Here is a 24293-nt window from a genome sequence, read left to right as displayed (position 1 = left end):
TCCTAGCCCCTCTGCCCGCCAGCCCCTTTACCAGGAGTTTTCCCCATGAGCGACACCCAACAACGCATCGACGCCCTCGTCAAATCCAGCGATATCCTGCTGTTCATGAAGGGCAGCGCCAGCTTCCCCATGTGCGGCTTCTCCGGCCGCGCGATCCAGATCCTGAAGGCCTGCGGCGTGGACCCCAAGAGCGTGGTCACCGTCAACGTGCTGGAAGACGACGAAATCCGCCAGGGCATCAAGGAATACAGCAACTGGCCGACGATCCCCCAGCTGTACGTGAAGGGCGAGTTCATCGGCGGCTCGGACATCATGATGGAGATGTATGAGTCGGGCGAACTCAAGCAGGTGCTGGGCACCGAGGGCTGATCGACGCAGCCGTTGCGCAACCCGCCATCAGGCCGCCTTCGGGCGGCCTTTTTGTTTGCCCGCAACAGAGGCACCAATCAGGGGCTTTTCCGATGGAGCAGCGGGCATGTTGTGTGCTTGAATGATTGCGTGACGTAATCCTCACAGGAGCATGCAATGACCAGCCATAGCCTTGTTCCCCAGTCCCCCGCCCTGCGCCTGCCGGTGGCCCAGATGCGCAACGTGTTCCATCCGGGTGATGTGGAACGCAAGCTGGCCCGGTTGCAAGAGTCGGGCAACCAGCGCGAATACGAAACCCTGCGCACCGTGTACGAACGCATGCTGGAGCGTGGCCCGGAGCGTTTTCAGGTCAAGCCCTCGGGCGTACCCGACATGGCCAGCCTGTACGAGCAGCTGCCCAACTTCACCGAAGTGCTGGACGATGTGAAGCGCCACGTGGCGCTGGCACAGGACAGCAGCGACGGCCTGGAAGTCACGCCCATGCTGCTGCTAGGCCCGCCCGGCATCGGCAAGACGCACTTTGCACGCCACCTGGCCGAGCTGCTGGGCACGGGCATGAACCTGCTGCCGATGAGTTCCATGACCGCTGGCTGGCTGCTGTCGGGCTCGTCCGCACAATGGAAGGGCGCGCGGCCCGGCAAGGTGTTTGAAGCGCTTGTGGAGGGCGAATACGCCAACCCGGTCATCGTGGTGGACGAGATCGACAAGGCCAGCAGCGATGCGCAGTACGACCCGCTGGGTGCGCTGTACAGCTTGCTGGAGTACGACACCGCCCAGAGCTTTACCGACGAGTTTGCCGAGGTGGCCATTGACGCGAGCCAGGTGATCTGGATCACCACAGCCAACGACACGCGCGGCATCCCCGACCCCATCCTGAACCGCATGAACGTGTTCGAGGTGGAGGCGCCCACGCTGGATCAGGCCCGCACCATCGCCCGCAACCTGTACCAGGGCATCCGCGCGGGGCATGACTGGGGCCGCCTGATCGACCCCGAACCGCTGGACGACGTGCTGGACCACCTGGCCCAGATGCCCCCGCGCGAGATGCGGCGGGCGCTGATGACCGGATTTGGCAACGCGCGGCTGGACCGCCGGTCTACCGTGGAGATCACCGATCTGCCCAAGGCGGCCACGGGGCGCAGTCGCATAGGGTTTGTGCAGTAAGTAGCGCGTTCGTCGCCTGCTAGCGCCGCCTCCCCCGTCAAGCCAAGCAAAGGTCTGGCGCGGGGTTGCCCCCCCCAGGCAGCATCAGCAGGCCGGCGCACAAGGTGCGCAGATACACTTGGTGGCCCGTGGCACACACACCGTGCACCGGCTCCACCCCCGTCCCATGACCCTGTCCCAAAGCCTCTTCGTGATCGGGCTGCTGATTGCAGCCAGCGCCTTTTTCTCCATGGCCGAGATTTCGCTCGCGGCCGCTCGCCGCCTGCGTCTGCGCCAGATGGCCGACGAAGGCGACGCGCGCGCGGACCGGGTGCTGCGCATGCAAGAGCAGCCGGGCGATTACTTCACGGTGGTGCAGGTAGGTCAAAACGCCGTGGCCATCCTGGGCGGTATCGTGGGCGAAGGGGCATTGAGCCCGCATTTCAGCGAACTGTTTGCGCTGTGGATGTCAGGCCCCTCGGCCGAGCGGGCGGGGTTCCTTGCGTCTTTCCTCATCATCACCTCGCTGTTCATCCTGTTTGCCGACCTGTTCCCCAAACGCCTGGGCATGGCCGAGCCCGAACGGCTGGTGGTGCGGCTGGCACAGCCCATGGCCTGGTGCATGACGCTGCTGCGGCCGCTGGTATGGTTCTACAGCCGGGGGGCGGATGCACTGTTCCGCCTGTTGGGCTTGTCGTCACTGCGGGACGACCGCATCACATCCGACGACATCCTTGCCATGATGGAGGCCGGTGCCCGCGCCGGGGTGCTGGCAGCGCGCGAGCAACAGGTCATCACCAACGTGTTTGAGCTGGACACGCGCACTGTGTCCAGCGCCATGTCGCCGCGCGACCGGGTGGCGTTCTTCCTGCGCGACGAGCCCGACTCGGTGATCCGCCTGCGCATTGCGGCCGAGCCGTTTTCGACCTACCCGGTCTGCGAGGGCGACATCGACCATGTGGTCGGCTATGTGGATGCCAAGGACCTGTTTCAGCGCGTGCTGAACAACCAGCCGATTTCACTGGCCGACGACAGCTTGGTGCGCAAGGTGCTGATCGTGCCCGACCGGCTCACCTTGTCGGAAGTGCTGGAGCAGTTCCGCCAAGTGCACGAGGACTTTGCGGTCATCGTGAACGAATACAGCCTGGTGGTGGGCGTGGTCACGCTGAACGACGTGATGAGCACCGTGATGGGTGACCTGGTGGGCCCGGTGGATGAGGAGCAGATCGTGCGGCGGGACGAAAACTCCTGGCTCATCGACGGTGTGACGCCCATTGAGGATGTGCTGCACGCACTGTCGCTGGACGAGTTGCCGCACACCGGCGAATACGAAACCCTGGCGGGCTTTCTGATGGTGATGCTGCGCCGCGTTCCGCGCCGCACCGACAGCGTGAGCTGGGGCGGCTACAAGTTTGAGGTGCTGGACGTGGACAGCTACCGCATCGACCAGGTCATGGTGTCCCGGCTGGGCGGGGCCTCTGGCGGCACTGCGGCGAACCCGTCAGCCCCCACAGCAACCACCGCGCAGTGACCGGGGCCCGGCCGGTGTCATACCCCGTCCACTAATTTAAGCGGCGGGCGACTGCGGCCGGTCGGCAAACAGCCACTTGCGCTGGGCTGCAAACACGGCATCCGGGTAGGGCGACCGGCCCCGGCTGCCGTTGTAGCGGCCCAGGGCCATGAACAGATCGCCCTGCTCCCGGTCAATGTAATGCCGCAGGATGACGCAGCCAAAACGCAGGTTGGTCTGCATGTGAAACAGCTTGCCCGGGTCGCCATCGCCAATCACGCGCGTCCAGAACGGCATGACCTGCATGTAACCCCGCGCTCCGACGCTGGACACCGCAAACTTGCGGAATCCGCTTTCCACCTGGATCAGCCCCAGGACCAGGGAGACATCCAGCCCCGCGCGCTTGGATTCGTACCAGACCGTCTGCAGGAAGTCGCGGCGTACCTCCAGGTCCGGCTTGCGCGGGCGCAACCGATCGCTCTGCGTGCCCAGCCACCGCAGGTAGTGCAGGCGCGCTTCGGTGGTGAAAAACTCCGGCTCAGGCGGTGCCTGGTTGGCAATGGCCGAACTCAGTGCGGTACGCACCGAATCCATCAGGGGCTCCTCCAGCTGCCCGCCGGCGTGCGCCACCTGCGGAGCACCCAGCCAGGCAGCGGGCGCTGCCAGTGACGCCAGCGACACCAGGCAGCCGCGGCGCGACAGCCCCCCGGGGCCGCCAGCGGCAGCAACCCACGGAGCGTTCAAGGGGGCGCCGCTCTTGCTCATACGGCCATGCGGCCCTTCACGTGGGCCAGGATGTCGGCCACGGCCACCTTGGTGGCTGCGGTGTCACGGCGGTGCTGGTACTCGACCACACCTTCCTTCAGGCTCTTGTCGCCGATGGTCACGCGGTGGGGCACGCCGATCAGTTCCCAGTCGGCAAACATGGCGCCGGGACGCTCGCCACGGTCGTCCAGGATCACGTCCACGCCTGCGGCCAGCAGGTCGGCATACAGCTGCTCGGCCGTGGCCTTGACGGCCTCGCTGCGGTCCATGCCCACGGGGCAGACCACCACGGTGAACGGCGCAATGGCGTCCGGCCAGATGATGCCGCGCTCATCGTGGTTTTGCTCGATGGCGGCGGCGGGCAGGCGCGTCACGCCGATGCCGTAGCAGCCCATCTCGAAGAAGGCCGGCTTACCGTCGTCGCCCAGGAAGGTGGCGTTCATGCCCTTGCTGTACTTGGTGCCCAGGTAGAACACGTGGCCCACTTCGATGCCGCGCTCGATCGCCAGCTCGCCCTTGCCGTCCGGGGAGCGGTCGCCCGCCACCACGTTGCGCAGATCGGCCACCATGTCGGGCTCGGGCAGGTCACGACCCCAGTTGACGCCGGTGACGTGAAAGTCCACTTCGTTGGCGCCACAGATCCAGTCGGCCATCACAGCAACTTCGCGGTCCACCACGATCTTCAAGGGCTTCTTCAGGCCAATGGGGCCCAGGTAGCCCGGCTTGCAGCCAAAGTGGTCCTCGATTTCGCCCAGCGTCGCAAAACGGAAGCCCGCCAGTCCGGGCACCTTGCCCACCTTGATCTCGTTCATGTCATGGTCGCCACGCAGCAGCAGCAGCCAGACCTGGGTCTTGACGATCTCACCGGCTTCGTTGGTTTCGTCTGTAGCCAGCACCAGCGACTTCACGGTGGTGTTGAGCGGAACACCCAGCAGTTCCGCCACATCGGCGCAGGTGCTCTTGCCCGGGGTCGCCGTCTTGGTCAGCGCCTGCGTGGCAGCGCCGCGTGGTCCGGCGGGAGCCAGCGCTTCGGCCTTTTCCATGTTGGCGGCGTAGTCGCTCTGCGGGCAGTAGACGATGGCGTCTTCCCCCGTAGCGGCAATCACCTGGAATTCTTCCGACAAATCGCCCCCGATGGCGCCGCTGTCAGCGGCCACGGCACGGTAGGTCAGGCCGAAGCGGTCAAAGATCCGCCGGTAGGCCTGCGCCATCACCTGGTAGCTGGCCTTGGCGGCCGCCTGGTCGCGGTCGAAGCTGTAGGCATCCTTCATGATGAACTCGCGGCCGCGCATGAGACCAAAACGGGGGCGGCGCTCGTCGCGGAACTTGGTCTGGATCTGGTAGAAGTTCTTCGGCAGCTGCTTGTAGCTCTTGAGCTCCTGGCGTGCGATGTCAGTGATCACTTCTTCGCTCGTCGGCTGCACCACAAAGTCGCGGCCATGGCGGTCCTGGATGCGCAGCAGCTCAGGACCCATTTTCTCAAAGCGGCCCGTTTCCTGCCAGAGCTCGGCGGGCTGCACCACCGGCATGGTCAGCTCCACGGCGCCCGCGCGGTTCATTTCTTCGCGCACAATGGCTTCCACCTTGCGGATCACGCGCAGGCCCATGGGCATGTAGTTATAGATACCCGCGCCCAGCTTCTTGATCAGCCCGGCCCGCGTCATGAGTTTGTGGCTGACCACTTCTGCGTCGGCCGGGGCTTCCTTGAGGGTGGAGATAAAGAATTGGGAGGCTTTCATCGGGATCGATTTCAGGCGGAACGGGGCCGTCCACTTGCTGCGCGCTAGGCGCCGTGCATAATGGACACAGTTTAAAAATTTGGGGTTTGATTATGCTTGACCGGGACGGCTTTCGGCCGAACGTCGGCATCATCCTGCTCAACCAGAAAAACCAGGTGTTTTGGGGCAAGCGCATACGCACCCACAGCTGGCAGTTCCCGCAGGGTGGCATTGACCGGGGCGAGACCCCCGAGCAGGCCATGTTCCGCGAGCTGCATGAGGAGGTGGGATTATTGCCCAACCACGTTCGCGTGGTGGCCCGCACCCGGGACTGGTTGCGCTATGAGGTGCCTGACCGGTACATCCGCCGTGATGCACGCGGCCACTACAAGGGCCAGAAGCAGATCTGGTACCTGCTGCAATTGATGGGGCACGACTGGGACCTGAACCTGCGCGCCACCAACCACCCGGAGTTTGACGCTTGGCGGTGGAACGACTACTGGGTTCCGCTGGATGTAGTGGTCGAGTTCAAACGTGGCGTTTACGAGATGGCACTGACCGAGCTGGCCCGGTATCTTCCGCGCCACGAACAGCGCAACCGTTATTTGCGCAGTGGCTTGCGCACCAGAGAGGGAGAACACACCGGCGCTGCGAACATGTTTCGCACAGGCTCCATGCTCGTCAACCCGGGAATGGAGCTCCCGCCAGGCGCCAGCTTCGACCCCGATCCGCAAAACAGCATGCCAGGAGAGCTCGACGGTATGCCATCGGTATCAGATACACCGCGCTGACCCAGGAGCGCTCCATGCAAAACGCCTGCAAATGCAGGCGTTTTGTTTTGGTGGGTGGATTGCCCTCAGCCCAGAACCGGCAAGAGCACGGGCTGTTCGATGCGCGCCGTCAGCCTCTAGGCACCCTGCGCCAGCACGAGATTGTCGCGGTGGACCATCTCCGGCTCCGCCATGTAACCGAGCAGTTTCTCAAACTCCGTTGACGGCTTGCGGCACAGCAGGCGCGCTTCGGCAGCCGCATAGTTGGCCAAGCCACGTGCAATCTCGGCTCCTGACCCGTCGCGCACGGCAATCACATCGCCACGCGAGAAGTCGCCCTCCACCGCCGTCATGCCGATGGGCAGCAAACTTTTGCCCTCGTCGCGCACCTTGGCGGCCGCCCCCGCGTCCACCACCACGGAGCCGCGCAGCTGCAGATGGTCGGCCATCCACTGCTTGCGGGCCTGCTTTTTCTGCGTTTGGGCGACCAGGAGGGTGCCCAATGCCTCGCCATTCACGAGACGAACCAGCACATCGGGCTCGCGCCCCCAGGCGATCACGGTCGATGCGCCGGAGCCCGCCGCACGCTTGGCCGCCAGGATCTTGGTGATCATGCCGCCCTTGCCAATGCTGGAGCCGGCGCCGCCCGCCATAGCTTCCAGCGCCAGATCACCTGCCTTGGCCTCGTGCACAAATTGCGCGGATGGATCACAGCGCGGGTCAGCGGTGTACAGCCCCTTCTGGTCCGTGAGGATGATCAGGGCGTCGGCCTCCACGAGGTTGGCCACCAGCGCACCTAGCGTGTCGTTGTCGCCAAACTTGATCTCGTCATTGACCACCGTGTCGTTTTCGTTGATCACCGGCACCACACCCAAACGCAACAGCGTGAGCAAGGTGGAACGTGCATTGAGATAGCGCTCGCGGTCGGCCAGGTCGGCATGGGTGAGCAGCACCTGCGCGCTGCCCATGCCCTGCTCGCGCAGCTTGGTTTCGTACATCTGCGCCAGCCCCATCTGCCCCACCGCTGCAGCCGCCTGCAACTCGTGGACCTCCTGAGGTCGCGTGGTCCAACCCAGACGCTTCATGCCTTCTGCAATGGCGCCACTGGACACCATCACCACCTCGCGCGGGGCGCCCCCGTCGCCGCGTACCAGAGCGGCCAGTTGGCGACTCCACTCGCCGATGGCAGTTTCATCCAGTCCACGCCCTTCATTGGTCACAAGGCTGGAGCCCACCTTCACCACGATGCGGCGGGCATCTCTCAATACGCTGGAAACCATTTTGATGTCTTTGATGCCGATAGCGCTACTGCTTCATGCCCGAGTAGCTATTAAAAATATAGCAAATCTTTGCTCTGGACCTCAAGGTGTCAGCCCGGCGCGTCACCCGCAAAACGAGGATCCACCTCCACCGGCTCGTTCTCCGTGCGCTGCTCGGACTGCACGTGGCGGAAGATGGCGTGGATCAGCGGGTCGCAGCCCTCGCGGGTGAGGGCCGAGATCTCAAACACCGGCCCCTTCCATTTGAAGCGCTTCACAAAGTCCTTCACGCGCGCTTCGCGCTCCTCGGCGGGCACCATGTCCAGCTTGTTCAACACCAGCCAGCGCGGCTTGTTGTAGAGCTGCTGGTCGTATTTCTTGAGCTCGTTCACGATGGCTTTGGCCTGGACCACCGGATCGACTGCATCGTCAAATGGCGCCACGTCAACGATATGCAGCAACAAGCGCGTGCGCTGCAGATGACGCAGGAACTGGTGCCCCAAGCCCGCACCTTCGGATGCGCCCTCGATCAGACCGGGAATGTCAGCCACCACAAAACTCTGCTCAGGTCCCACCCGCACAACGCCCAGATTGGGGTGCAATGTGGTGAACGGGTAGTCCGCAATCTTCGGCCGCGCGTTGGACACCGCCGTGATGAAGGTGGACTTGCCCGCGTTGGGCATGCCCAGCAGGCCCACATCGGCCAGCACCTTCAATTCCAGCTTGAGGTTCTTTTTCTCTCCCGGCCAGCCGGGCGTTTTTTGGCGCGGAGCGCGGTTGATGGCGCTCTTGAAACGCAAGTTGCCAAAGCCGCCGTCTCCGCCCTTGGCAATGGTGATGACCTCGCCCGGCGTCAGCAGCTCGTACAACACCTCACCCGTCTCGGCATCGCTGATGATGGTACCAACCGGCATCTTGAGCGTAATGTCGGCACCTGCAGCACCGAACATGTCGGAGCCCATGCCATGCTCACCGCGTTTGGCCTCATGGCGGCGCGAATAGCGATAGTCCACCAAGGTATTCAGATTGGGGTCAGCCACGGCGAACACATGCCCGCCGCGCCCCCCGTCACCACCATTGGGGCCGCCGAACTCCTTGTATTTTTCGTGCCGGAACGACACGCAGCCATTGCCACCATCACCAGCGGCAATGTCAATAAAGGCTTCATCGACGAACTTCATGGGGTATCCAGTTTACAAAAGGGGCCGCAGCATCCGCTGGCAATCCATTGTGGCGGAATGGCGACGCGTACTCCAGCCACCACACACCAACAACACATCAGTAACGCGTACAGACCAAACAACAAAGCCCCGACAAAGCGGGGCTTCGATGGGTGCCAGAGGAAAAATCCTCAGGCGGGTGTCACATTGACCGTGGACTTGGACAATGCACCCTTGGTACCAAACGACACGTGACCGTCCACCAGGGCAAACAGCGTGTGATCCTTGCCCACGCCGACATTGGTGCCGGGGTGGAAGCGCGTGCCACGCTGGCGCACGATGATCGAACCTGCGCTGATCAATTCACCACCGAACGCCTTGACACCCAGCATCTTTGGCTTGGAGTCGCGCCCGTTTCGCGTAGAGCCGCCGCCTTTTTTCTGTGCCATGACTAGCTCCTTCGATTAAGCAGCAATCGCACCGATTTGCAGCTCAGTGAACTGCTGGCGATGGCCTTGGCGTTTTTGATAGTGCTTGCGACGGCGCATCTTGAAGATGTGCACTTTGTCGTGCTTGCCGTGGGCCACGACAATGGCTTTCACGGTTGCGCCGGACACCAGGGGTGTACCAACCTTCAGCTCAGCGCCGTTGCCGACTGCCAGAACTTGGTCGATCACAATTTCCTGGCCTACGTCCGCAGCAATCTGTTCTACTTTAATTTTTTCGCCGGAAGCAACGCGATACTGCTTGCCGCCGGTTTTTATGACCGCGTACATGTTGACCTCTTGATTTGAGTTCTGCAGACGAATTTCCGCAGAGCCCGCCAGTATAGCGCGTCTCCAGACGTTTGACCAGACCTTATCGCAGCACTCGGCATGGGGGCATCAAATGCCGATGGGCTTACGGTCGGCGCGGCGCACCTTCCTATAATTCCGGCACTTTCTGTGACCATCATCTTGACTGACCATACCGCCCCCGCAGCTTCCCCCCTCGCGCTCGTTGCACAAGACATGCACGAGGTTGACAAGGTCATCGGTCAGCGACTGACATCCAGCGTCCCCCTGGTGGCCCAGATTTCGCAGTACATCATCGCTGCGGGCGGCAAGCGCCTGCGCCCTGCCCTGTTATTAATGGTATGCGGAGCCTTAGGTTACCGCGGCGCCCATCGGCACAGCCTGGCTGCGGTGGTCGAGTTGATTCACACGGCGACATTGCTGCATGACGATGTGGTGGATGCATCCACCTTGCGCCGCGGCCGCCCCACAGCAAACGAAACCTTTGGCAACCCTGCCAGCGTCCTCGTCGGGGACTTTCTGCACACCCGGTCATTCCAGATGATGGTCGAAGCCGGAAGCATGCGCATCATGGAAATCCTCTCCGAAGCCACGAACGTGATTGCCGAAGGCGAAGTGCTCCAGCTCATGAACATGCACGATGCATCGCTGGACGAGGCAGGCTACCTGCGCGTCATCCGATCCAAAACGGCCAAGCTGTTTGAAGCCAGCGCCCGTCTGGGCGCCATCCTTGCCAACAGCCCACCCGACGTGGAAGAAGCATGCGCAACTTACGGACAGGCACTGGGCACCGCGTTCCAGATCATTGACGACGTGCTGGATTACGACGGCAACGCCGCAGAAATGGGCAAAAATCTCGGGGATGACTTGCGCGAAGGCAAATCCACACTGCCACTGATCGCCGCCATGGAGCGGGGGACTTCTAGTCAAGCGGAGGTTGTTCGCCAAGCTATCGAACAAGGCTCGACCGAACAATTGGCAGAGATCGTAAGCATTGTCCGCCAGACCGGCGCCTTGGACGTTACGCGAGCCGCAGCGTTCGCCGAAGCACACCGCGCCATGGCTGCCGCCCGACGATTACCGACCAATGCTTACTCAGAGGGTTTGCTAGAATTGGCATCGCAATTGCTTGAGCGGCGGAATTGAAAAAGGCATTCAATTCATTTGCAAACGCGATTGCAATATACGGGGTGTAGCTTAGCCTGGTAGAGCGCTACGTTCGGGACGTAGAGGCCGGAGGTTCGAATCCTCTCACCCCGACCAAAAAGCACTGCGTGATCACGCTTCCAAGCCTTGGTTTGTGGCGCCGTTGCCAATATGCGCTGCTGTACAGTCCATGGTTGATCGGTAATGATAGGATGGTTTCTTTTCCACACCTAACATATTTCCGGTTACATGGCCGCTGTTGATACTGCCCTCAAAGAAGCTTCCGCAGTCGCTCTGCCGGGGCTTGGCCGTGCCCTGATGTCTGCCGGCAAACTGACCCAGAAGTCAGCGGAAGACATTTACAAAAAATCACAAATCAGCCGAACCAGTTTCATTGCGGAACTTACGGGTTCGGGCGCTGTTTCTGCAGCGGATCTCGCGCATACGGTATCAGCGGTCTTTGGCGCACCCTTGCTCGATCTGGATGCCATTGATCCATTGCGTCTGCCAAAGGAACTGCTAGATAACAAGATATGCCAAGCATATCGCGTAGTGGTTCTCAGCAAACGAAATAATCGACTGATCGTAGCAACGGCCGACCCAACCGATCAAGAAGCTGCAGAGAAAATAAAATTCACTACCCAAATGGGTGTGGATTGGATCATTGCTGAATATGACAAGCTTAACCGCCTGATAGAAGCCACCACAAAATCAGCAAGCGAGGCAATGGATACGCTCGTTAGTGGGGGCGGAGACTTCGCGTTTGATGACTTTGCCGTCGAGGATGCACCCGAGGAGCAGGATACAGGCGCAACAGAAGTTGAAGATGCCCCGATTGTCAAGTTTCTACACAAAATGTTGCTCGATGCATTCAATATGCGTGCATCGGATTTGCATTTCGAGCCTTACGAGCACCAGTACCGCGTTCGGTTTCGCATTGACGGGGAACTGCGTGAGATAGCCTCGCCGCCGATCGCCATCAAAGACAAACTCGCGTCCCGTATAAAGGTAATTTCGCGCTTGGATATTTCGGAAAAGCGCGTTCCCCAAGATGGTCGCATGAAGCTCAAAGTGGGGCCAGATCGAGTGATCGATTTTCGGGTAAGTACCTTGCCTACCCTGTTCGGCGAAAAAATTGTTATTCGCATTTTGGATCCGAGCAGTGCGAAACTCGGTATCGATGCTCTCGGGTATGAGCCCATCGAGAAGGAGCGATTACTTCAGGCCATCAGTCGTCCCTACGGAATGATTTTAGTCACAGGTCCGACAGGCTCCGGCAAAACGGTCTCTCTCTACACCTGTTTGAACCTGTTGAATAAGCCCGGTGTCAATATCGCAACAGCCGAAGATCCTTCTGAAATCAATCTGCCTGGCGTTAACCAAGTCAATGTAAATGAAAAGGCCGGACTGACCTTTGCAGTGGCGTTGAAGTCATTTCTTCGCCAAGATCCCGACATCATCATGGTGGGTGAAATTCGTGATCTAGAGACCGCAGATATTTCTATTAAAGCAGCGCAGACGGGTCATCTTGTGCTTTCTACTCTGCACACAAATGACGCTCCCACCACGCTTACACGGATGCGCAACATGGGTATAGCGCCATTCAATATCGCATCCAGTGTGATTCTGATTACTGCGCAGCGGCTGGCCCGTCGGTTGTGCCCCGTGTGCAAGGTTCCCGCCGACATCCCGCATGAGGCTCTAGTGGACGCTGGATACGAAGAACACGAGATAGATGGTTCTTGGGTTACTTATCGCCCTGTAGGTTGCTCGGCCTGTAACAATGGCTACAAAGGGCGACTCGGCATCTATCAGGTGATGCCTGTTTCCGAAGAGATCCAACGCATCATCCTCCGTGATGGGAGTGCTTTAGAAATCGCGAAGCAGGCTCGTGCGGAGGGTGTTCGGTCGCTGCGTGAATCGGGGCTCTACAAGGCCAAATTAGGCCTCACTTCGCTGGAAGAAGTGCTGGCTGTGACCAACGAATAATATTCGATGACGAGGGTACCATGGCTACCGCAACATCAGCTAAAGATATTAAAGATTTTGTCTTCGAGTGGGAGGGCAAAGACCGCAACGGAAAGGTAGTGCGAGGAGAAATCCGTGCGGTCGGAGAAAATCAGGTGCAAGCGACCCTGCGCCGCCAAGGGGTTTTCCCCACAAAAATAAAAAAACGCCGCATGCGCTCAGGCAAAAAGATCAAGCCTAAGGATATTGCGCTGTTCACACGCCAGTTGGCAACTATGATGAAGGCCGGTGTACCCTTGTTGCAGGCCTTCGATATTGTAGGTCGTGGCAATACCAATGCCAGCGTCACCAAGCTGCTTAACGATATTCGCTCCGATATCGAGACAGGGACATCACTCAACGGAGCCTTCAGAAAGTACCCCATGTACTTTGACAGCCTCTACTGCAATCTGGTAGAGGCGGGCGAGGCAGCGGGTATTTTGGAAGCACTGCTGGATCGGCTAGCCACGTATATGGAGAAAACCGAGGCGATCAAGTCCAAGATCAAGTCGGCTCTCATGTACCCCATTTCTGTGGTGATTGTGGCTTTTGTGGTGGTGACAGTCATCATGATTTTTGTCATTCCCGCGTTCAAAGAGGTCTTTACTTCTTTCGGTGCGGACCTACCCGCTCCCACGTTATTCGTGATGGCCATCAGCGAGGTATTTGTCAAATGGTGGTGGCTGATTTTCGGTGTCATCGGCGGGGGCTTCTTCTTTTTCATGCAGGCATGGCGCCGTAACGAAAAGATGCAGATGTTCATGGACCGGCTTCTGCTGCGTATTCCCGTGTTTGGCCCTTTAATCGACAAATCTTGCGTCGCGCGTTGGACTCGTACGCTATCCACCATGTTCGCCGCTGGGGTACCTCTGGTTGAGGCACTCGATTCGGTGGGGGGAGCTGCAGGCAACTCGGTGTACTCCATGGCCACGGACAAGATTCAACAAGAAGTTTCCACAGGCACTAGCCTCACCGCAGCCATGGGAAATGCCAATATCTTTCCGTCCATGGTGCTACAGATGTGCGCCATCGGTGAAGAGTCCGGCTCCATCGACCACATGCTCGGCAAGGCCGCAGACTTCTATGAAGCCGAAGTGGACGACATGGTCGCAGGCCTCTCCAGCCTGATGGAACCCATCATCATCGTGTTTCTGGGCACGCTCATCGGCGGTATCGTGGTATCGATGTATCTCCCCATCTTCAAGCTCGGTCAGGTTGTGTAATGGTGCTGGAAGCATGGTTGGACGCCGCTATAGGCGGCGTGGTTGGTTTGCTTTTCGGCAGTTTTCTCAATGTGGTGATCTACCGCCTTCCCAAAATGATGGAAAGGCAATGGGCGGCAGAGCTTGCGCAAGCCGAGGCATCCAACCAGGGCAAAGAGCTGCCCGAGGACACCCAACCCACCTTCAACCTCATGACGCCTCGGTCCCGCTGCCCAGCTTGCGGGCATGTGGTTCGGTGGCATGAAAACATTCCGGTTTTGAGTTACCTGTTCTTGCGTGGACGTTGCTCGTCCTGCAAGACGCGCATCAGCCCCCGCTACCCGCTGGTCGAGCTGGCGACGGGGGCGCTGTTCTTCTTCTGTATCCACCGCTGGGGCGCGACTCCCACAGGGTTGGCATGGTGCGGCTTTTCGGCCGCTCTGGTGGCTCTAGCATTCATTGACTGGGACACCACACTCTTGCCAGATGACATTACCCTGCCCTTGCTCTGGGCGGGGTTGCTGGCGTCGGCCCTGCAATGGACGAACGTGCCGTTGTTTGCCTCGGTCATGGGTGCAGCCGCAGGATACCTGTCGCTCTGGATGGTGTACTGGGGATTCAAGCTGGCCACCGGCAAGGAAGGGATGGGCTACGGAGACTTCAAGCTGTTTGCTGCGTTAGGTGCCTGGTTCGGCTGGCAAGCGCTGGTGCCGATCATTCTGATGTCTTCGGTCATTGGCGCCATCATCGGGATAGCCATGAAGATTTTCAGCAGCTTGCGTGAGGGTGGCTACATCCCATTCGGCCCCTTTCTGGTCGGCGCAGGGCTCACCGCGATGGTGTTTGGGCCCAACGCCATTCTGGGTACAGTGCTCGGGCTCTTCGGACTCTGACAGACCTCCATGGCAACCTCCCGACAGCCTTGGCGCGTGGGACTGACAGGCGGCATTGGCAGTGGCAAGAGCACCGTGGGCCAGATGCTGGCAGCCCTTGGCGCTGTCCTGATTGATGCCGACCAGATTTCCCGGGAAGTGACCGGGCCCGGGGGCGCGGCCATGTCAGCCATCCAAAGTACCTTTGGTGACGCGTATGTCGATGCATCGGGCGCGTTGGACCGCGCGCGCATGCGGCAACTGGCCTTCAGCCAACCGGAGGCCCGTAGCCAGCTGGAGGCCATCGTGCACCCTTTGGTGGCCCTGCACAGCGAGCAACGGATTGAGCAGGCCTTGCAGGCTGGCGCCGGATTGATCGTGCACGACATTCCTCTGCTCACAGAGTCCGGGCGATGGGCTCGCCAGCTTGACGCCGTGGTTGTGGTGGACTGCACAGAGCAGACCCAGATCGCGCGGGTCATGCATCGCAGCGGCCTGTCCGCCGAAGCTGTACAGGGCATCATGGCCTCACAAGCCACGCGCTCAGCGCGCAGGGCAGTGGCCGATGTGGTGATTGCCAACGAAGCACACTGCACACTGCAGCAGTTGCAGGCCGAGGTACGGCAAGTGGCCACACTGTTCGGGCTATGATGCGAACGAAACCGTTTGTGCTTTCGCTCCATGCCGTGCGCCACCGGCGTCAGAATACTGCCTGAGCCTCCAGGAACCCGCCAGCGTGATCCTTTACGAATACCCCTTTAACGAGCGTCTCAGAACCTACCTGCGGCTGGAGCAGCTGTTCCGCCGCTTGGGGGAATTGATCCCCCGGCCCCACGCACTGGATCACCACTTCGCCCTGGTCACGATTTTCGAGATCATGGACGTGGCCGCCCGGGCCGATCTGAAGTCGGATGTGCTCAAGGACATTGAAAAGCACAAGCACCAGCTCGACGCCTACCGGGGCAACCCCTCCATTTCGGAAGCGGCGCTCGACGCGGTCATCAGCCAGTTGGACCGGTGCTTCGTGGCGCTCAACACCCAAAGCGGCAAGTCGGGCCACGCGCTGACTGAAAACGACTGGCTGATGAGCATTCGCAGCCGCATCGGCATTCCAGGTGGGACCTGCGGCTTTGACCTGCCCGCCTACTACGCATGGCAGCACCATACTCCCGCAGTGCGCCAGCAGGCGCTGGAAGAGTGGGCTTCCACCCTGGCCCCCCTTGCCGAGTCGATCTATGTGTTGCTCAAGCTCCTGCGCGATTCAGGCGTGCCCCAAAAGGTGGCTGCCGAACGTGGGCAGTTTCAGCAAAACCTGCCCCAGGGCCGCACCTTCCAGCTGCTGCGGCTTCGCATCGACCCGACCCTGAACCTGATCCCGGAAATCAGTGGTAACCGTCTGATTGTCTCGGTACGGCTCATGCGGCTGGAAGCTGACGGGCGTTTGCACGCCTGCAACGAAGACGCAGCATTTGAACTGACCCTGTGCGCATAGGCCGTAGCAAGCCCTAGCCCTAGCCCAAGCCCAGAGACTGCATAGCGTCGAGGCCCGCTGAAGATCAGGCCGGCCGATTTGAGCAAGAGGATCACCCCAAGGATGCCCCACTCCCCAGCCCCCTCCCCGCAGGCGCGCATCGTCACCTGCCCCAGCTGTGGCGGCAATAGCGTGTACAGCCCCGCGAACGTGTACCGCCCTTTTTGCAGTGAGCGCTGCAAACAGATCGACCTCGGCGCGTGGGCCAGCGAAAGCTTTCGCATGCCTACCGAAGCGCCGCCAGACGACGCCCCCCATGGCGACCCGCGCCAGCAGCATTGACCAAGATTACAGGCTCCGTTCAAGAGCCATTTCGTCCAAAACCAGCGGTATCGCTAGTACTGCATGCCTGAGCAGCTACTAATTCAATAGCACATCAGCCCGACATAGGCGGAGATTTCACTCCACCGCAGACTGCAAACCCCGTTCCTCGGCCAGCCATTGCAGCACCGGATAGGCACCCGGCAGCACGGGAGACACCGTGATCGGCATTTGCTGCCAGGCCATGGCCTGGCCTTCGCGCATCTCGAACTCGCCGGTCCATTCCCAGACCTTGCACCAGTGCAGGCGAACCAGCGCATGGGGGTAATCGTGTTCGGTCACTTTCCAGACGCTGGCCGGGCCGATGGTCACGCCCAGCTCCTCGATCAGCTCGCGGCGCAGGGCCTGCTCCACCGTCTCACCCGCCTCCAGCTTGCCGCCCGGAAACTCCCAGTACCCTGCGTAGGGCTTGCCCGGCGGGCGGGTGGACAACAGCATCGCGCCATCAGCGCGCAGCAGGATGCCGACAGCCACTTCGGTGTGTTTGCGTTCGGCAACGGCTGGCGTGCCATGGGGGGCGATATTTTCAGCCACCATGGCGCCCCGCATAGTCGCGCGCAAACTGGTACGCCACGCGGCCGCTGCGCGAGCCCCGCCCCAGCGCCCAGACCAACGCCTCAGGCCGCGCCTCCTCAATGGCCTGCGCGGGCACACCGAACGACGACAGCCACTGCCCCACGATGGTCAGGTACTCCTGCTGGCTGAACGGGTAGAAGCTGACCCACAGGCCGAAACGCTCCGACAGCGAAATCTTCTCTTCCACCACCTCGCCCGGGTGCACCTCACCGTCTTCGGTGTGGGTGTAGGTGAGGTTGTCGGCCATGTACTCCGGCAGCAGGTGGCGCCGGTTACTTGTGGCGTAGATCAGCACGTTGGGCGTGGCCGCGGCCACCGAGCCGTCCAGAATCGACTTGAGCGCCTTGTAGCCTGGCTCGCCGTCCTCAAAACTCAGGTCATCGCAGAAGACGATGAATTTTTCAGGGCGGTCAGACACCACATCCACGATGTCCGGCAGATCGGTCAGGTCGGCCTTGTCCACCTCGATCAGGCGCAGGCCTTCGGCCGCATAGGCGTTTAGGCAGGCTTTGATGAGCGAAGATTTGCCGGTGCCACGCGCACCGGTCAGTAGCACGTTGTTGGCGGGCTTGCCCTGGACAAACTGCTGCGTATTGCGCTCGATCTTTTCTTTTTGCGGATCGATTTCCTTGAGGTCCGCCAGTCGCATCGCGCCCACGTGGCGTACGGGCTCCAGCGTGCCATGCCCGCTGCTGCGCTTGCGGTAGCGCCAGGCAATGGATGTGGACCAATCGGGTGCTCCCAGCGGCTGGGGCAGCACAGACTCGATGCGGGCGATGAGCTGCTCGGCACGCTCGACCAAGCGTTCAAATTTTTCGTTCATTGTGGCGACATGCGCTAGTGGAATATGCCTCAACAGCTATCATAAAGATAGCAAAACCCAGCTCAAGAACGGTAGTCTGCGTTGATGGTCACGTACTCGTGGCTGAAGTCGCAGGTCCACACCGTGTCTGCTGCGGTTCCACGTCCCAGCAGCACCCTCACGGTGATCTCGCTCTGCTTCATCACGCGCTGGCCGTCTTCTTCGCGATAGGCGGGGTTGCGCCCGCCTTGCTGCGCCACATGCACATCGTCCAGGTACAGGTCGATGCCGGTCTGGTCCAGGTCGTCAATGCCGGCGTAGCCCACGGCCGCCAGGATGCGGCCCAGGTTCGGGTCGCTGGCAAAAAAGGCCGTCTTGACCAGTGGCGAATGGGCAATGGCGTAGGCCACCTTGCGGCACTCCTCACCGGTCTTGCCACCCTCAACCCGCACCGTGATGAACTTGGTCGCCCCCTCGCCGTCGCGCACGATGGCCTGCGCCAGCTTTTGTGACACCGAGAGCATCGCCGCCTTCAGGGCCTGGCCGTCCGCGCTGTCCAGCGAGGTCACGGGGGCATGCGCGGCCTTGTTGGTGGCAACGACCACGAACGAGTCATTCGTCGATGTGTCGCCGTCGATGGTGACGCGGTTGAAGGAGCCATCGGCCAGTTCACGCGCCAGTTGCTGCATGACGGCGGGAGCCACGCAAGCGTCCGTGGCCAGGAAGCCCAGCATGGTGGCCATGTTGGGGCGGATCATGCCCGCGCCCTTGCTGATGCCCGTGATGGACACCGTGGCGCCACCGATCTGCACCTGCGCAGAGAACGCCTTGGGCAGTGTGTCGGTGGTCATGATGCCCTCGGCGGCACGCGCCCAATGGCCGGGCTGCGCATCGGCGATGGCGGTGGGCAGTCCCGCTTCGATGCGGTCGTTGGGCAGCGGCTCCATGATCACGCCGGTCGAGAACGGCAGGATCTGCTCGGGCGCCACGCTTAGCTGGCGGGCGAGCGCAATGCAGGTGGAGCGCGCACGCGCCAGGCCGTCTGCCCCCGTACCCGCGTTGGCGTTGCCGGTGTTGATGACCATGGCGCGGATGGGCTGGCCGCTGGCCAGATGCTCGCGGCTGATCTGCACCGGCGCTGCGCAAAAGCGGTTCTGCGTGAACACGCCCGCCACGCTGGCTCCCTCGTCCAGCAGGAACACGGTGAGGTCCTTGCGGTGGGCCTTGCGGACACCGGCTTCGGCAACACCGATGCGCACGCCCGCGATGGGGTGCAGATCGGCAGCAACGGGGGCGACTAGATTGACGGGCATGGGGGTCTTTCTCAAAAAACTGCGGCCGATTATCCGGAAAACCGTGGCGCGCCAATGAAAACACGGGCCGAAGCCCGTGTTGTCTGGATCAGGAAATCAAGCCAGTTTGCCGTGGCACTGCTTGTACTTCTTGCCGCTGCCGCAAGGGCAGGGGTCGTTACGGCCCACGCGCATGCCTTCAGGCACCGCTTGCTGGGCCACGGTCTGTGCATCCACCGTGGTCTCCACCTCGCCGGTTTCGGTGGGTGCGGTGTAGGTCACGTTGGCAATGCTTTCGGCGCGCTGCTCCATGTCCTGCGCAGCCTGGTCGAGTTGCGCCTGCGACTGCACCTGCACGGTCATGAGGATCTTGGTCACCTCGTTCTTGACCTGGTCGATGAGCTGGCGGAACAGCTCGAAGGCCTCGCGCTTGTACTCCTGCTTGGGCTGCTTTTGCGCGTAGCCGCGCAGGTGGATGCCCTGGCGCAGATAGTCGAGTGCACTCAGGTGATCACGCCAGTTGGAGTCAAAGTTCTGCAGCAGCACCACACGCTCGAACTGCGTGAAGTTCTCGCGGCCCACCTGCTCGACCTTGGCATTGAAGGCCGCATGTGCTGCCTGCAAGACCTTGTCCAGGATTTCATCGTCGGTGATCGCATTGGCGCCCTGCACTTCCTGCTGCAGCGCAATCGATACCTGCCATTCTTCTGCAAGCGCCTTCTCTAGTGCGGCCAGATCCCACTGCTCCTCCACCGATTCGGCAGGCACATACTGGCGCACCAGATCGGTCATGCAGTCTTCGCGCATGGCAGCGATCACGTCCGAAAGGTCCGTCGCGTCCAGGATGTCGTTGCGCTGCTGGTAGATCACCTTGCGCTGGTCGTTGGCCACATCGTCGTATTCCAGCAATTGCTTGCGGATGTCGAAGTTGCGGGCCTCCACCTTGCGCTGGGCCGACTCGATGCTGCGGGTCACGATGCCCGCTTCAATGGCTTCGCCATCGGGCATCTTCAAGCGGTCCATGATCGCTTTCACACGGTCGCCCGCGAAGATGCGCATCAGCGAGTCGTCCAGGCTCAGGTAGAAACGCGACGAACCTGGGTCGCCCTGGCGGCCCGAACGGCCACGCAGCTGGTTGTCGATGCGGCGAGACTCATGGCGCTCGGTGGCGATGATGCGCAGGCCACCCAAGGCCTTGACCTTCTCGTGGTCCACCTTCCACTGCTCGCGCAGCGCGGCCACCTTGGCGGCGCGCTCGGACTCGGACAGGGATTCATCGGCCTCGATGGCCGCCACATCCTTCTCGATGTTGCCGCCCAGCACGATGTCGGTACCACGACCAGCCATGTTGGTGGCGATGGTGATCATGCCCTCGCGCCCCGCCTGGGCCACGATATCGGCCTCACGGGCGTGCTGCTTGGCATTGAGCACCTGGTGGGGCAGACCTTCCTTGTTCAGCAGCTGGTCGATGATTTCCGAGTTCTCGATTGATGTGGTGCCCACCAGCACCGGCTGGCCGCGCTCGTGGCATTCGCGAATGTCCTTGATCGCGGCTTCGTACTTCTCACGCGTGGTCTTGTACACGCGGTCCAGCTGGTCGTCGCGCTTGCTGGGGCGGTTGGGCGGGATGACCATGGTTTCCAGGCCATAGATTTCCTGGAACTCATAAGCCTCGGTATCGGCCGTGCCCGTCATGCCGGCGAGTTTGCTGTACAGGCGGAAATAGTTCTGGAAGGTGATGGAGGCCAGCGTCTGGTTCTCGGCCTGGATGTTCACGCCTTCCTTGGCTTCCACAGCCTGGTGCAGACCTTCACTCCAGCGGCGGCCCGACATGAGGCGGCCGGTGAACTCGTCCACGATCACGATCTCGCCGTTTTGCACCACATAGTGCTGATCGCGGTGGTACAGGTGGTTGGCCCGCAGCGCCGCATACAGGTGGTGCATCAGCGTGATGTTGGCCGGGTCATACACCGATGCGCCTTCGGCGATCAGGCCATGCGAGGCCAGAATGCGTTCGGCCGTCTCGTGGCCTTGCTCGGTCAGGAACACCTGGTGGGTTTTTTCGTCCAGCGTGAAATCGCCGGGCTTGGTCACGCCTTCACCCGTGCGGGGGTCGGCTTCGCCCTCTTGGCGCACCAACAGGGGCACCACCTTGTTCATGGCGATGTACATCGCCGTGTGGTCTTCGGCCTGGCCGCTGATGATGAGCGGCGTGCGGGCCTCATCGATCAGGATGGAGTCCACCTCGTCCACGATGGCGAAGTTCAGGCCCTGCTGCACGCGGTCCTGCGCCTCGTAGACCATGTTGTCACGCAGGTAGTCAAAGCCGTATTCGTTGTTGGTGCCGTAGGTGATGTCGGCCCGGTACGCCGCCTGCTTTTCTTCACGGGGCATGTTGGGCAGGTTGATGCCCACCGTGAGGCCCAGGAAGTTGTAAAGGCGCCCCATCCACTGCGCGTCGCGATTGGCGAGGTAGTCATTCACAGTCACCACGTGCACGCCCTTGCCCGAGAGGGCATTGAGGTACACCGGCAGTGTGGCCGTCAGGGTCTTGCCTTCGCCGGTGCGCATTTCGGCGATCTTGCCGAAGTGCAGCGCCATGCCGCCCAGCAGCTGCACATCAAAATGCCGCATCTTCATGATGCGCTTGGAGCCCTCGCGCACCACGGCAAACGCTTCGGGAAGGATGCTGTCCAGCGACTCGCCTTTGGCCACGCGGTCCTTGAACTCCTGCGTCTTGGCCCGGAGCTGCTCGTCCGACAGCTTCTCGTACTCGGGCTCCATCGCATTGATGCGGTTCACCGTCTTGCGGTACTGCTTGAGAAGCCGGTCATTGCGGCTGCCGAATATTTTGGTGAGGAAGTTGGTGGCCATGCGAACAGGACCGCCTGTCCCGCTGCCATCAGCGTGTCAGGCGACCGGAAATTCCTAAGATGAATTGAGTTCAGATGGGTCCTGCGACCGGTATTGCAAGCAATGCAACGGCGGGCAGAGAACGCCGGACCCGCGATTTTACCTGCCCGTTGCAGGGGTAGCCCGCAGCCCCGCCAACGGCGAGGGCTGAACGGCGGCGACCTGCGCCCCGGTGGCTGTACCGCCCGCATTCAGAAACTTCTGAGGATCCTGGAAAACCCCCTGCACCAGCACCTCAAAGTGCAGATGGGGGCCCGTGGAGCGACCGGTGGTGCCAATCTCTGCAATCTTTTGCCCGCGACGCACGATATCGCCTTGTTTGACCAGTACGCGCGAGGCATGGGCGTAGCGTGTCACCAGTTGGTTGCCATGGTCTACCTCGATCATGTTGCCGTAAGCGGGGTGGTATTCCTGGGTCACGACCACGCCCCCGGCGGCCGCCAAGATGGGCGTGCCGGTATCTGCCTGGAAATCCAGCCCCGTGTGCAAGGCCGACTGCCCTGTGATGGGGTCGACGCGCCAGCCAAATCCCGAACCTGCCACGCGCCCCGTGACGGGCGCATGGGTCGGGATCATCTTCTTGCGGATGTGCTGATCAAACAGACGGGACTCCAGCACCGTCATCAGATCCACACGCTGGTTGGTCAGGCGTTCCAGATCGTCCAGCGTGGCCTGCAATTCTTCCATCGACAGATTGCGAGCGCTCACCAAGGCACCGCCGCGCGCATCCTGTTTCGGGATGTCCGCAGGGGCCATGCCTGCCAAGCCCAGCACACGGTCCCCCAGGGACTCCAGCTGCACCATGCGCGCCTGCATTTCACCCACGCGCCGGGCCATGGCGTCCAGGTTGGCGCGCATGAAACGGTCACGCTCCGCAAACTCGTCCTTCACCACCAAACGCACCAGCGAGCCCACAATGGGCCAGCCCTCACGCGCGCCTTTCAGAAACACCCAGTGGTACAGCCCTGCCGCCACCACCATCAAGCAAAGCGATACCGCAAGCCCTGCCAGTACCAGGCGTGTGCCAGACAAATGAATGGCCCGGCTGCGCGCCAGCCTGGCGTCCGTGATAATCAAATGCACTGTCCATACTCCACGCCCGAAGACGCTACGCCATGAATCGCCGCCACTACGCCGTGACCCTGCAGCAGGCCAGTGAGGAATCCCCCACGCTGGCCAGGCTCACAGCGCTGACACGCGACTCCAGTGATCGGCTCAAGGCCATTGAATTGCTGATCCCCGCTGCACTGCGCCCCGCAGTTCAGGCGGGTCCCATCGACGGGGACAGCTGGTGCCTGCTGGTAAAGAGCAACGCTGCGGCGGCAAAAATACGCCAACTGCTGCCTGCTTTGCAGGCGCATCTGCGCAGTCGGGGGTGGGAGGTTAACGCGATTCGCCTGAAAGTTCAAACCTGACGGCAAGCGCCGGGGCCAGGGAATGCGAAAAGAAGAGAGATGGTGCCGGTTGTCGGAATCGAACTGACGACCTACCGCTTACAAGGCGGGTGCTCTACCAACTGAGCTAAACCGGCGAAGGCAGTATTTTATCCTGTAAAAACCGCCCGAAATTTGAAAACCCGTTATTTGATGCGCTTCAGCGAGGGACGCGCGCCACCCTGAGAAGGCGGAGGCCGGGGCGCATCGCCCCCATCGTCCTTGTGACCGTCTTCCACCCCCACCAGTTGCACAACGCGATCTTCCGCGGCTGCGGCCGACGCCTCCTCCGCTGGCGCGGCAGCAGGAGCGCCCGCCGAAGACAGTGCTGCCGGAGCCCCTTCTGCAGAAGACAGCAGATCCACCGGGGGCGGAAACGCCATGCCTTGACCGTTCTCGCGGGCATAGATGGCAATCACACGGCCCACAGGCACCAGGATTTCGCGGGGCTTGCCGCCAAATCGGGCTTTGAATTCGATGAATTCATTGCCCAGCTGCAACGCGCTGGTGGCATCAAAGCTGATGTTCAGAACGATTTCACCGTCCTTCACGTACTCGCGCGGAACCTGCACGGAATCGTCCACACGCACCGCCACATAAGGCGTCAGCCCGTTGTCGGTGCACCATTCGTAGAGTGCACGAATGAGATAGGGGCGCGTGGAGGTCGATTCCTGTGCGGTCATGGATGGCGTTGTTACGGCTGCGATGGA

Annotated in this window: 24 protein-coding genes and 2 tRNA genes; 13 read left to right on the top strand and 13 right to left on the bottom strand. The window is 61.4% G+C overall.

From position 1 onward, the window contains the following. The first annotated feature begins 45 nt into the window (after positions 1-45). The 3 genes from grxD (at position 46) to C380_RS04590 (ending at position 3043) form a co-directional block, all read left to right on the top strand. Entirely contained in the window at positions 46-369 is a 324-nt protein-coding gene (gene grxD, locus C380_RS04600; RefSeq protein ID WP_015012726.1) for a Grx4 family monothiol glutaredoxin, read from the top strand. Positions 370-525: 156 nt separating this feature from the next. Further along, entirely contained in the window at positions 526-1533 is a 1008-nt protein-coding gene (locus C380_RS04595) for an AAA family ATPase (RefSeq protein WP_015012725.1), read from the top strand. Positions 1534-1699: 166 nt separating this feature from the next. Further along, positions 1700-3043 (top strand): hemolysin family protein, encoded by a 1344-nt coding sequence (locus C380_RS04590; protein ID WP_015012724.1) that lies wholly within the window; start codon positions 1700-1702, stop codon positions 3041-3043. Between the two features lie 36 nt (positions 3044-3079). Here the strand turns inward: C380_RS04590 and C380_RS04585 are convergent, their stop codons facing one another. Further along, positions 3080-3787, bottom strand: coding sequence for a lytic transglycosylase domain-containing protein (locus C380_RS04585; RefSeq protein WP_015012723.1), 708 nt, complete (start codon positions 3785-3787; stop codon positions 3080-3082). Further along, a complete protein-coding gene (locus tag C380_RS04580; RefSeq protein ID WP_015012722.1) occupies positions 3784-5526 on the bottom strand; it encodes a proline--tRNA ligase in 1743 nt (580 codons plus the stop codon). Before C380_RS04580 ends, C380_RS04585 begins: the two co-directional genes overlap by 4 nt. A 92-nt stretch (positions 5527-5618) precedes the next feature. Here C380_RS04580 and C380_RS04575 point away from each other — a divergent pair, with 92 nt between their 5' ends. Further along, positions 5619-6296: an RNA pyrophosphohydrolase gene (locus C380_RS04575; protein ID WP_015012721.1), complete on the top strand. Its 678-nt coding sequence runs from the start codon at positions 5619-5621 to the stop codon at positions 6294-6296. A gap of 116 nt (positions 6297-6412) precedes the next feature. Here C380_RS04575 and proB read toward each other — a convergent pair whose 3' ends face one another. From proB to rplU, 4 genes are all read right to left on the bottom strand, one after another. Beyond that, entirely contained in the window at positions 6413-7555 is a 1143-nt protein-coding gene (gene proB / locus C380_RS04570; protein WP_015012720.1) for a glutamate 5-kinase, read from the bottom strand. Positions 7556-7644: 89 nt separating this feature from the next. Next, positions 7645-8715 (bottom strand): Obg family GTPase CgtA, encoded by a 1071-nt coding sequence (cgtA, locus tag C380_RS04565; protein WP_015012719.1) that lies wholly within the window; start codon positions 8713-8715, stop codon positions 7645-7647. Between the two features lie 170 nt (positions 8716-8885). Beyond that, positions 8886-9143, bottom strand: a complete 258-nt coding sequence (gene rpmA, locus C380_RS04560; protein ID WP_005794180.1) for a 50S ribosomal protein L27 — start codon at positions 9141-9143, stop codon at positions 8886-8888. A gap of 15 nt (positions 9144-9158) precedes the next feature. Next, complete coding sequence (gene rplU, locus C380_RS04555) at positions 9159-9470, bottom strand: 50S ribosomal protein L21 (protein ID WP_015012718.1); 312 nt, start codon at positions 9468-9470, stop codon at positions 9159-9161. A 234-nt stretch (positions 9471-9704) separates the two neighbouring features. Here rplU and C380_RS04550 point away from each other — a divergent pair, with 234 nt between their 5' ends. From C380_RS04550 to C380_RS04515, 8 genes are all read left to right on the top strand, one after another. Next, entirely contained in the window at positions 9705-10634 is a 930-nt protein-coding gene (locus tag C380_RS04550; RefSeq protein ID WP_015012717.1) for a polyprenyl synthetase family protein, read from the top strand. Between the two features lie 40 nt (positions 10635-10674). Continuing rightward, positions 10675-10751: transfer RNA gene (locus tag C380_RS04545), tRNA-Pro, on the top strand. 132 nt (positions 10752-10883) lie between these two features. Beyond that, positions 10884-12623: a type IV-A pilus assembly ATPase PilB gene (pilB, locus tag C380_RS04540; RefSeq protein ID WP_015012716.1), complete on the top strand. Its 1740-nt coding sequence runs from the start codon at positions 10884-10886 to the stop codon at positions 12621-12623. Positions 12624-12643: 20 nt separating this feature from the next. Beyond that, complete coding sequence (locus C380_RS04535; protein ID WP_015012715.1) at positions 12644-13864, top strand: type II secretion system F family protein; 1221 nt, start codon at positions 12644-12646, stop codon at positions 13862-13864. Further along, on the top strand, positions 13864-14736 hold the full coding sequence (locus tag C380_RS04530; protein ID WP_015012714.1) for an A24 family peptidase: 873 nt from the start codon (positions 13864-13866) through the stop codon (positions 14734-14736). Before C380_RS04535 ends, C380_RS04530 begins: the two co-directional genes overlap by 1 nt. A 9-nt stretch (positions 14737-14745) precedes the next feature. Beyond that, entirely contained in the window at positions 14746-15366 is a 621-nt protein-coding gene (coaE, locus tag C380_RS04525; RefSeq protein WP_015012713.1) for a dephospho-CoA kinase, read from the top strand. Positions 15367-15451: 85 nt separating this feature from the next. Next, entirely contained in the window at positions 15452-16207 is a 756-nt protein-coding gene (gene zapD, locus C380_RS04520; RefSeq protein ID WP_015012712.1) for a cell division protein ZapD, read from the top strand. A 102-nt stretch (positions 16208-16309) separates the two neighbouring features. Next, complete coding sequence (locus C380_RS04515) at positions 16310-16528, top strand: DNA gyrase inhibitor YacG (protein ID WP_015012711.1); 219 nt, start codon at positions 16310-16312, stop codon at positions 16526-16528. Between the two features lie 117 nt (positions 16529-16645). Here C380_RS04515 and C380_RS04510 read toward each other — a convergent pair whose 3' ends face one another. From C380_RS04510 to C380_RS04490, 5 genes are all read right to left on the bottom strand, one after another. Then, complete coding sequence (locus tag C380_RS04510) at positions 16646-17116, bottom strand: NUDIX domain-containing protein (RefSeq protein ID WP_015012710.1); 471 nt, start codon at positions 17114-17116, stop codon at positions 16646-16648. After that, positions 17094-17966: an ATP-binding protein gene (locus C380_RS04505; RefSeq protein ID WP_015012709.1), complete on the bottom strand. Its 873-nt coding sequence runs from the start codon at positions 17964-17966 to the stop codon at positions 17094-17096. The genes C380_RS04510 and C380_RS04505 overlap by 23 nt, the downstream gene beginning before the upstream one ends. A gap of 62 nt (positions 17967-18028) precedes the next feature. Next, positions 18029-19258, bottom strand: coding sequence for a bifunctional glutamate N-acetyltransferase/amino-acid acetyltransferase ArgJ (gene argJ, locus C380_RS04500; RefSeq protein ID WP_015012708.1), 1230 nt, complete (start codon positions 19256-19258; stop codon positions 18029-18031). Between the two features lie 96 nt (positions 19259-19354). Next, positions 19355-22111, bottom strand: coding sequence for a preprotein translocase subunit SecA (secA, locus tag C380_RS04495; RefSeq protein ID WP_015012707.1), 2757 nt, complete (start codon positions 22109-22111; stop codon positions 19355-19357). Positions 22112-22249: 138 nt separating this feature from the next. Continuing rightward, complete coding sequence (locus tag C380_RS04490) at positions 22250-23233, bottom strand: M23 family metallopeptidase (RefSeq protein WP_015012706.1); 984 nt, start codon at positions 23231-23233, stop codon at positions 22250-22252. Between the two features lie 32 nt (positions 23234-23265). Between C380_RS04490 and C380_RS04485 the strand changes: the two genes are divergently transcribed. After that, positions 23266-23565 (top strand): hypothetical protein, encoded by a 300-nt coding sequence (locus C380_RS04485; protein WP_015012705.1) that lies wholly within the window; start codon positions 23266-23268, stop codon positions 23563-23565. A 40-nt stretch (positions 23566-23605) separates the two neighbouring features. Here C380_RS04485 and C380_RS04480 read toward each other — a convergent pair. Both C380_RS04480 and C380_RS04475 read right to left on the bottom strand, forming a co-directional pair. Continuing rightward, positions 23606-23681 (bottom strand) — tRNA-Thr (locus tag C380_RS04480). Between the two features lie 48 nt (positions 23682-23729). Beyond that, on the bottom strand, positions 23730-24266 hold the full coding sequence (locus C380_RS04475) for a ClpXP protease specificity-enhancing factor (RefSeq protein WP_015012704.1): 537 nt from the start codon (positions 24264-24266) through the stop codon (positions 23730-23732). Positions 24267-24293 lie beyond the last annotated feature (27 nt).

The organism is Acidovorax sp. KKS102, from assembly GCF_000302535.1.
Taxonomy (GTDB): Bacteria; Pseudomonadota; Gammaproteobacteria; order Burkholderiales; family Burkholderiaceae_C; genus Acidovorax.
This window is presented reverse-complemented; position numbering and strand designations above follow the sequence as displayed.

What these genes read in the sequence shown, in the direction of transcription:
- grxD (WP_015012726.1), top strand. Translation starts at nt 46, where the DNA reads ATGAGCGACACCCAACAACGCATCGACGCCCTCGTCAAATCCAGCGAT.
- C380_RS04595 (WP_015012725.1), top strand. Translation starts at nt 526, where the DNA reads ATGACCAGCCATAGCCTTGTTCCCCAGTCCCCCGCCCTGCGCCTGCCG.
- C380_RS04590 (WP_015012724.1), top strand. Translation starts at nt 1,700, where the DNA reads ATGACCCTGTCCCAAAGCCTCTTCGTGATCGGGCTGCTGATTGCAGCC.
- C380_RS04585 (WP_015012723.1), bottom strand. Translation starts at nt 3,787, where the DNA reads ATGAGCAAGAGCGGCGCCCCCTTGAACGCTCCGTGGGTTGCTGCCGCT.
- C380_RS04580 (WP_015012722.1), bottom strand. Translation starts at nt 5,526, where the DNA reads ATGAAAGCCTCCCAATTCTTTATCTCCACCCTCAAGGAAGCCCCGGCC.
- C380_RS04575 (WP_015012721.1), top strand. Translation starts at nt 5,619, where the DNA reads ATGCTTGACCGGGACGGCTTTCGGCCGAACGTCGGCATCATCCTGCTC.
- proB (WP_015012720.1), bottom strand. Translation starts at nt 7,555, where the DNA reads ATGGTTTCCAGCGTATTGAGAGATGCCCGCCGCATCGTGGTGAAGGTG.
- cgtA (WP_015012719.1), bottom strand. Translation starts at nt 8,715, where the DNA reads ATGAAGTTCGTCGATGAAGCCTTTATTGACATTGCCGCTGGTGATGGT.
- rpmA (WP_005794180.1), bottom strand. Translation starts at nt 9,143, where the DNA reads ATGGCACAGAAAAAAGGCGGCGGCTCTACGCGAAACGGGCGCGACTCC.
- rplU (WP_015012718.1), bottom strand. Translation starts at nt 9,470, where the DNA reads ATGTACGCGGTCATAAAAACCGGCGGCAAGCAGTATCGCGTTGCTTCC.
- C380_RS04550 (WP_015012717.1), top strand. Translation starts at nt 9,705, where the DNA reads ATGCACGAGGTTGACAAGGTCATCGGTCAGCGACTGACATCCAGCGTC.
- pilB (WP_015012716.1), top strand. Translation starts at nt 10,884, where the DNA reads ATGGCCGCTGTTGATACTGCCCTCAAAGAAGCTTCCGCAGTCGCTCTG.
- C380_RS04535 (WP_015012715.1), top strand. Translation starts at nt 12,644, where the DNA reads ATGGCTACCGCAACATCAGCTAAAGATATTAAAGATTTTGTCTTCGAG.
- C380_RS04530 (WP_015012714.1), top strand. Translation starts at nt 13,864, where the DNA reads ATGGTGCTGGAAGCATGGTTGGACGCCGCTATAGGCGGCGTGGTTGGT.
- coaE (WP_015012713.1), top strand. Translation starts at nt 14,746, where the DNA reads ATGGCAACCTCCCGACAGCCTTGGCGCGTGGGACTGACAGGCGGCATT.
- C380_RS04515 (WP_015012711.1), top strand. Translation starts at nt 16,310, where the DNA reads ATGCCCCACTCCCCAGCCCCCTCCCCGCAGGCGCGCATCGTCACCTGC.
- C380_RS04510 (WP_015012710.1), bottom strand. Translation starts at nt 17,116, where the DNA reads ATGCGGGGCGCCATGGTGGCTGAAAATATCGCCCCCCATGGCACGCCA.
- C380_RS04505 (WP_015012709.1), bottom strand. Translation starts at nt 17,966, where the DNA reads ATGAACGAAAAATTTGAACGCTTGGTCGAGCGTGCCGAGCAGCTCATC.
- argJ (WP_015012708.1), bottom strand. Translation starts at nt 19,258, where the DNA reads ATGCCCGTCAATCTAGTCGCCCCCGTTGCTGCCGATCTGCACCCCATC.
- secA (WP_015012707.1), bottom strand. Translation starts at nt 22,111, where the DNA reads ATGGCCACCAACTTCCTCACCAAAATATTCGGCAGCCGCAATGACCGG.
- C380_RS04485 (WP_015012705.1), top strand. Translation starts at nt 23,266, where the DNA reads ATGAATCGCCGCCACTACGCCGTGACCCTGCAGCAGGCCAGTGAGGAA.
- C380_RS04475 (WP_015012704.1), bottom strand. Translation starts at nt 24,266, where the DNA reads ATGACCGCACAGGAATCGACCTCCACGCGCCCCTATCTCATTCGTGCA.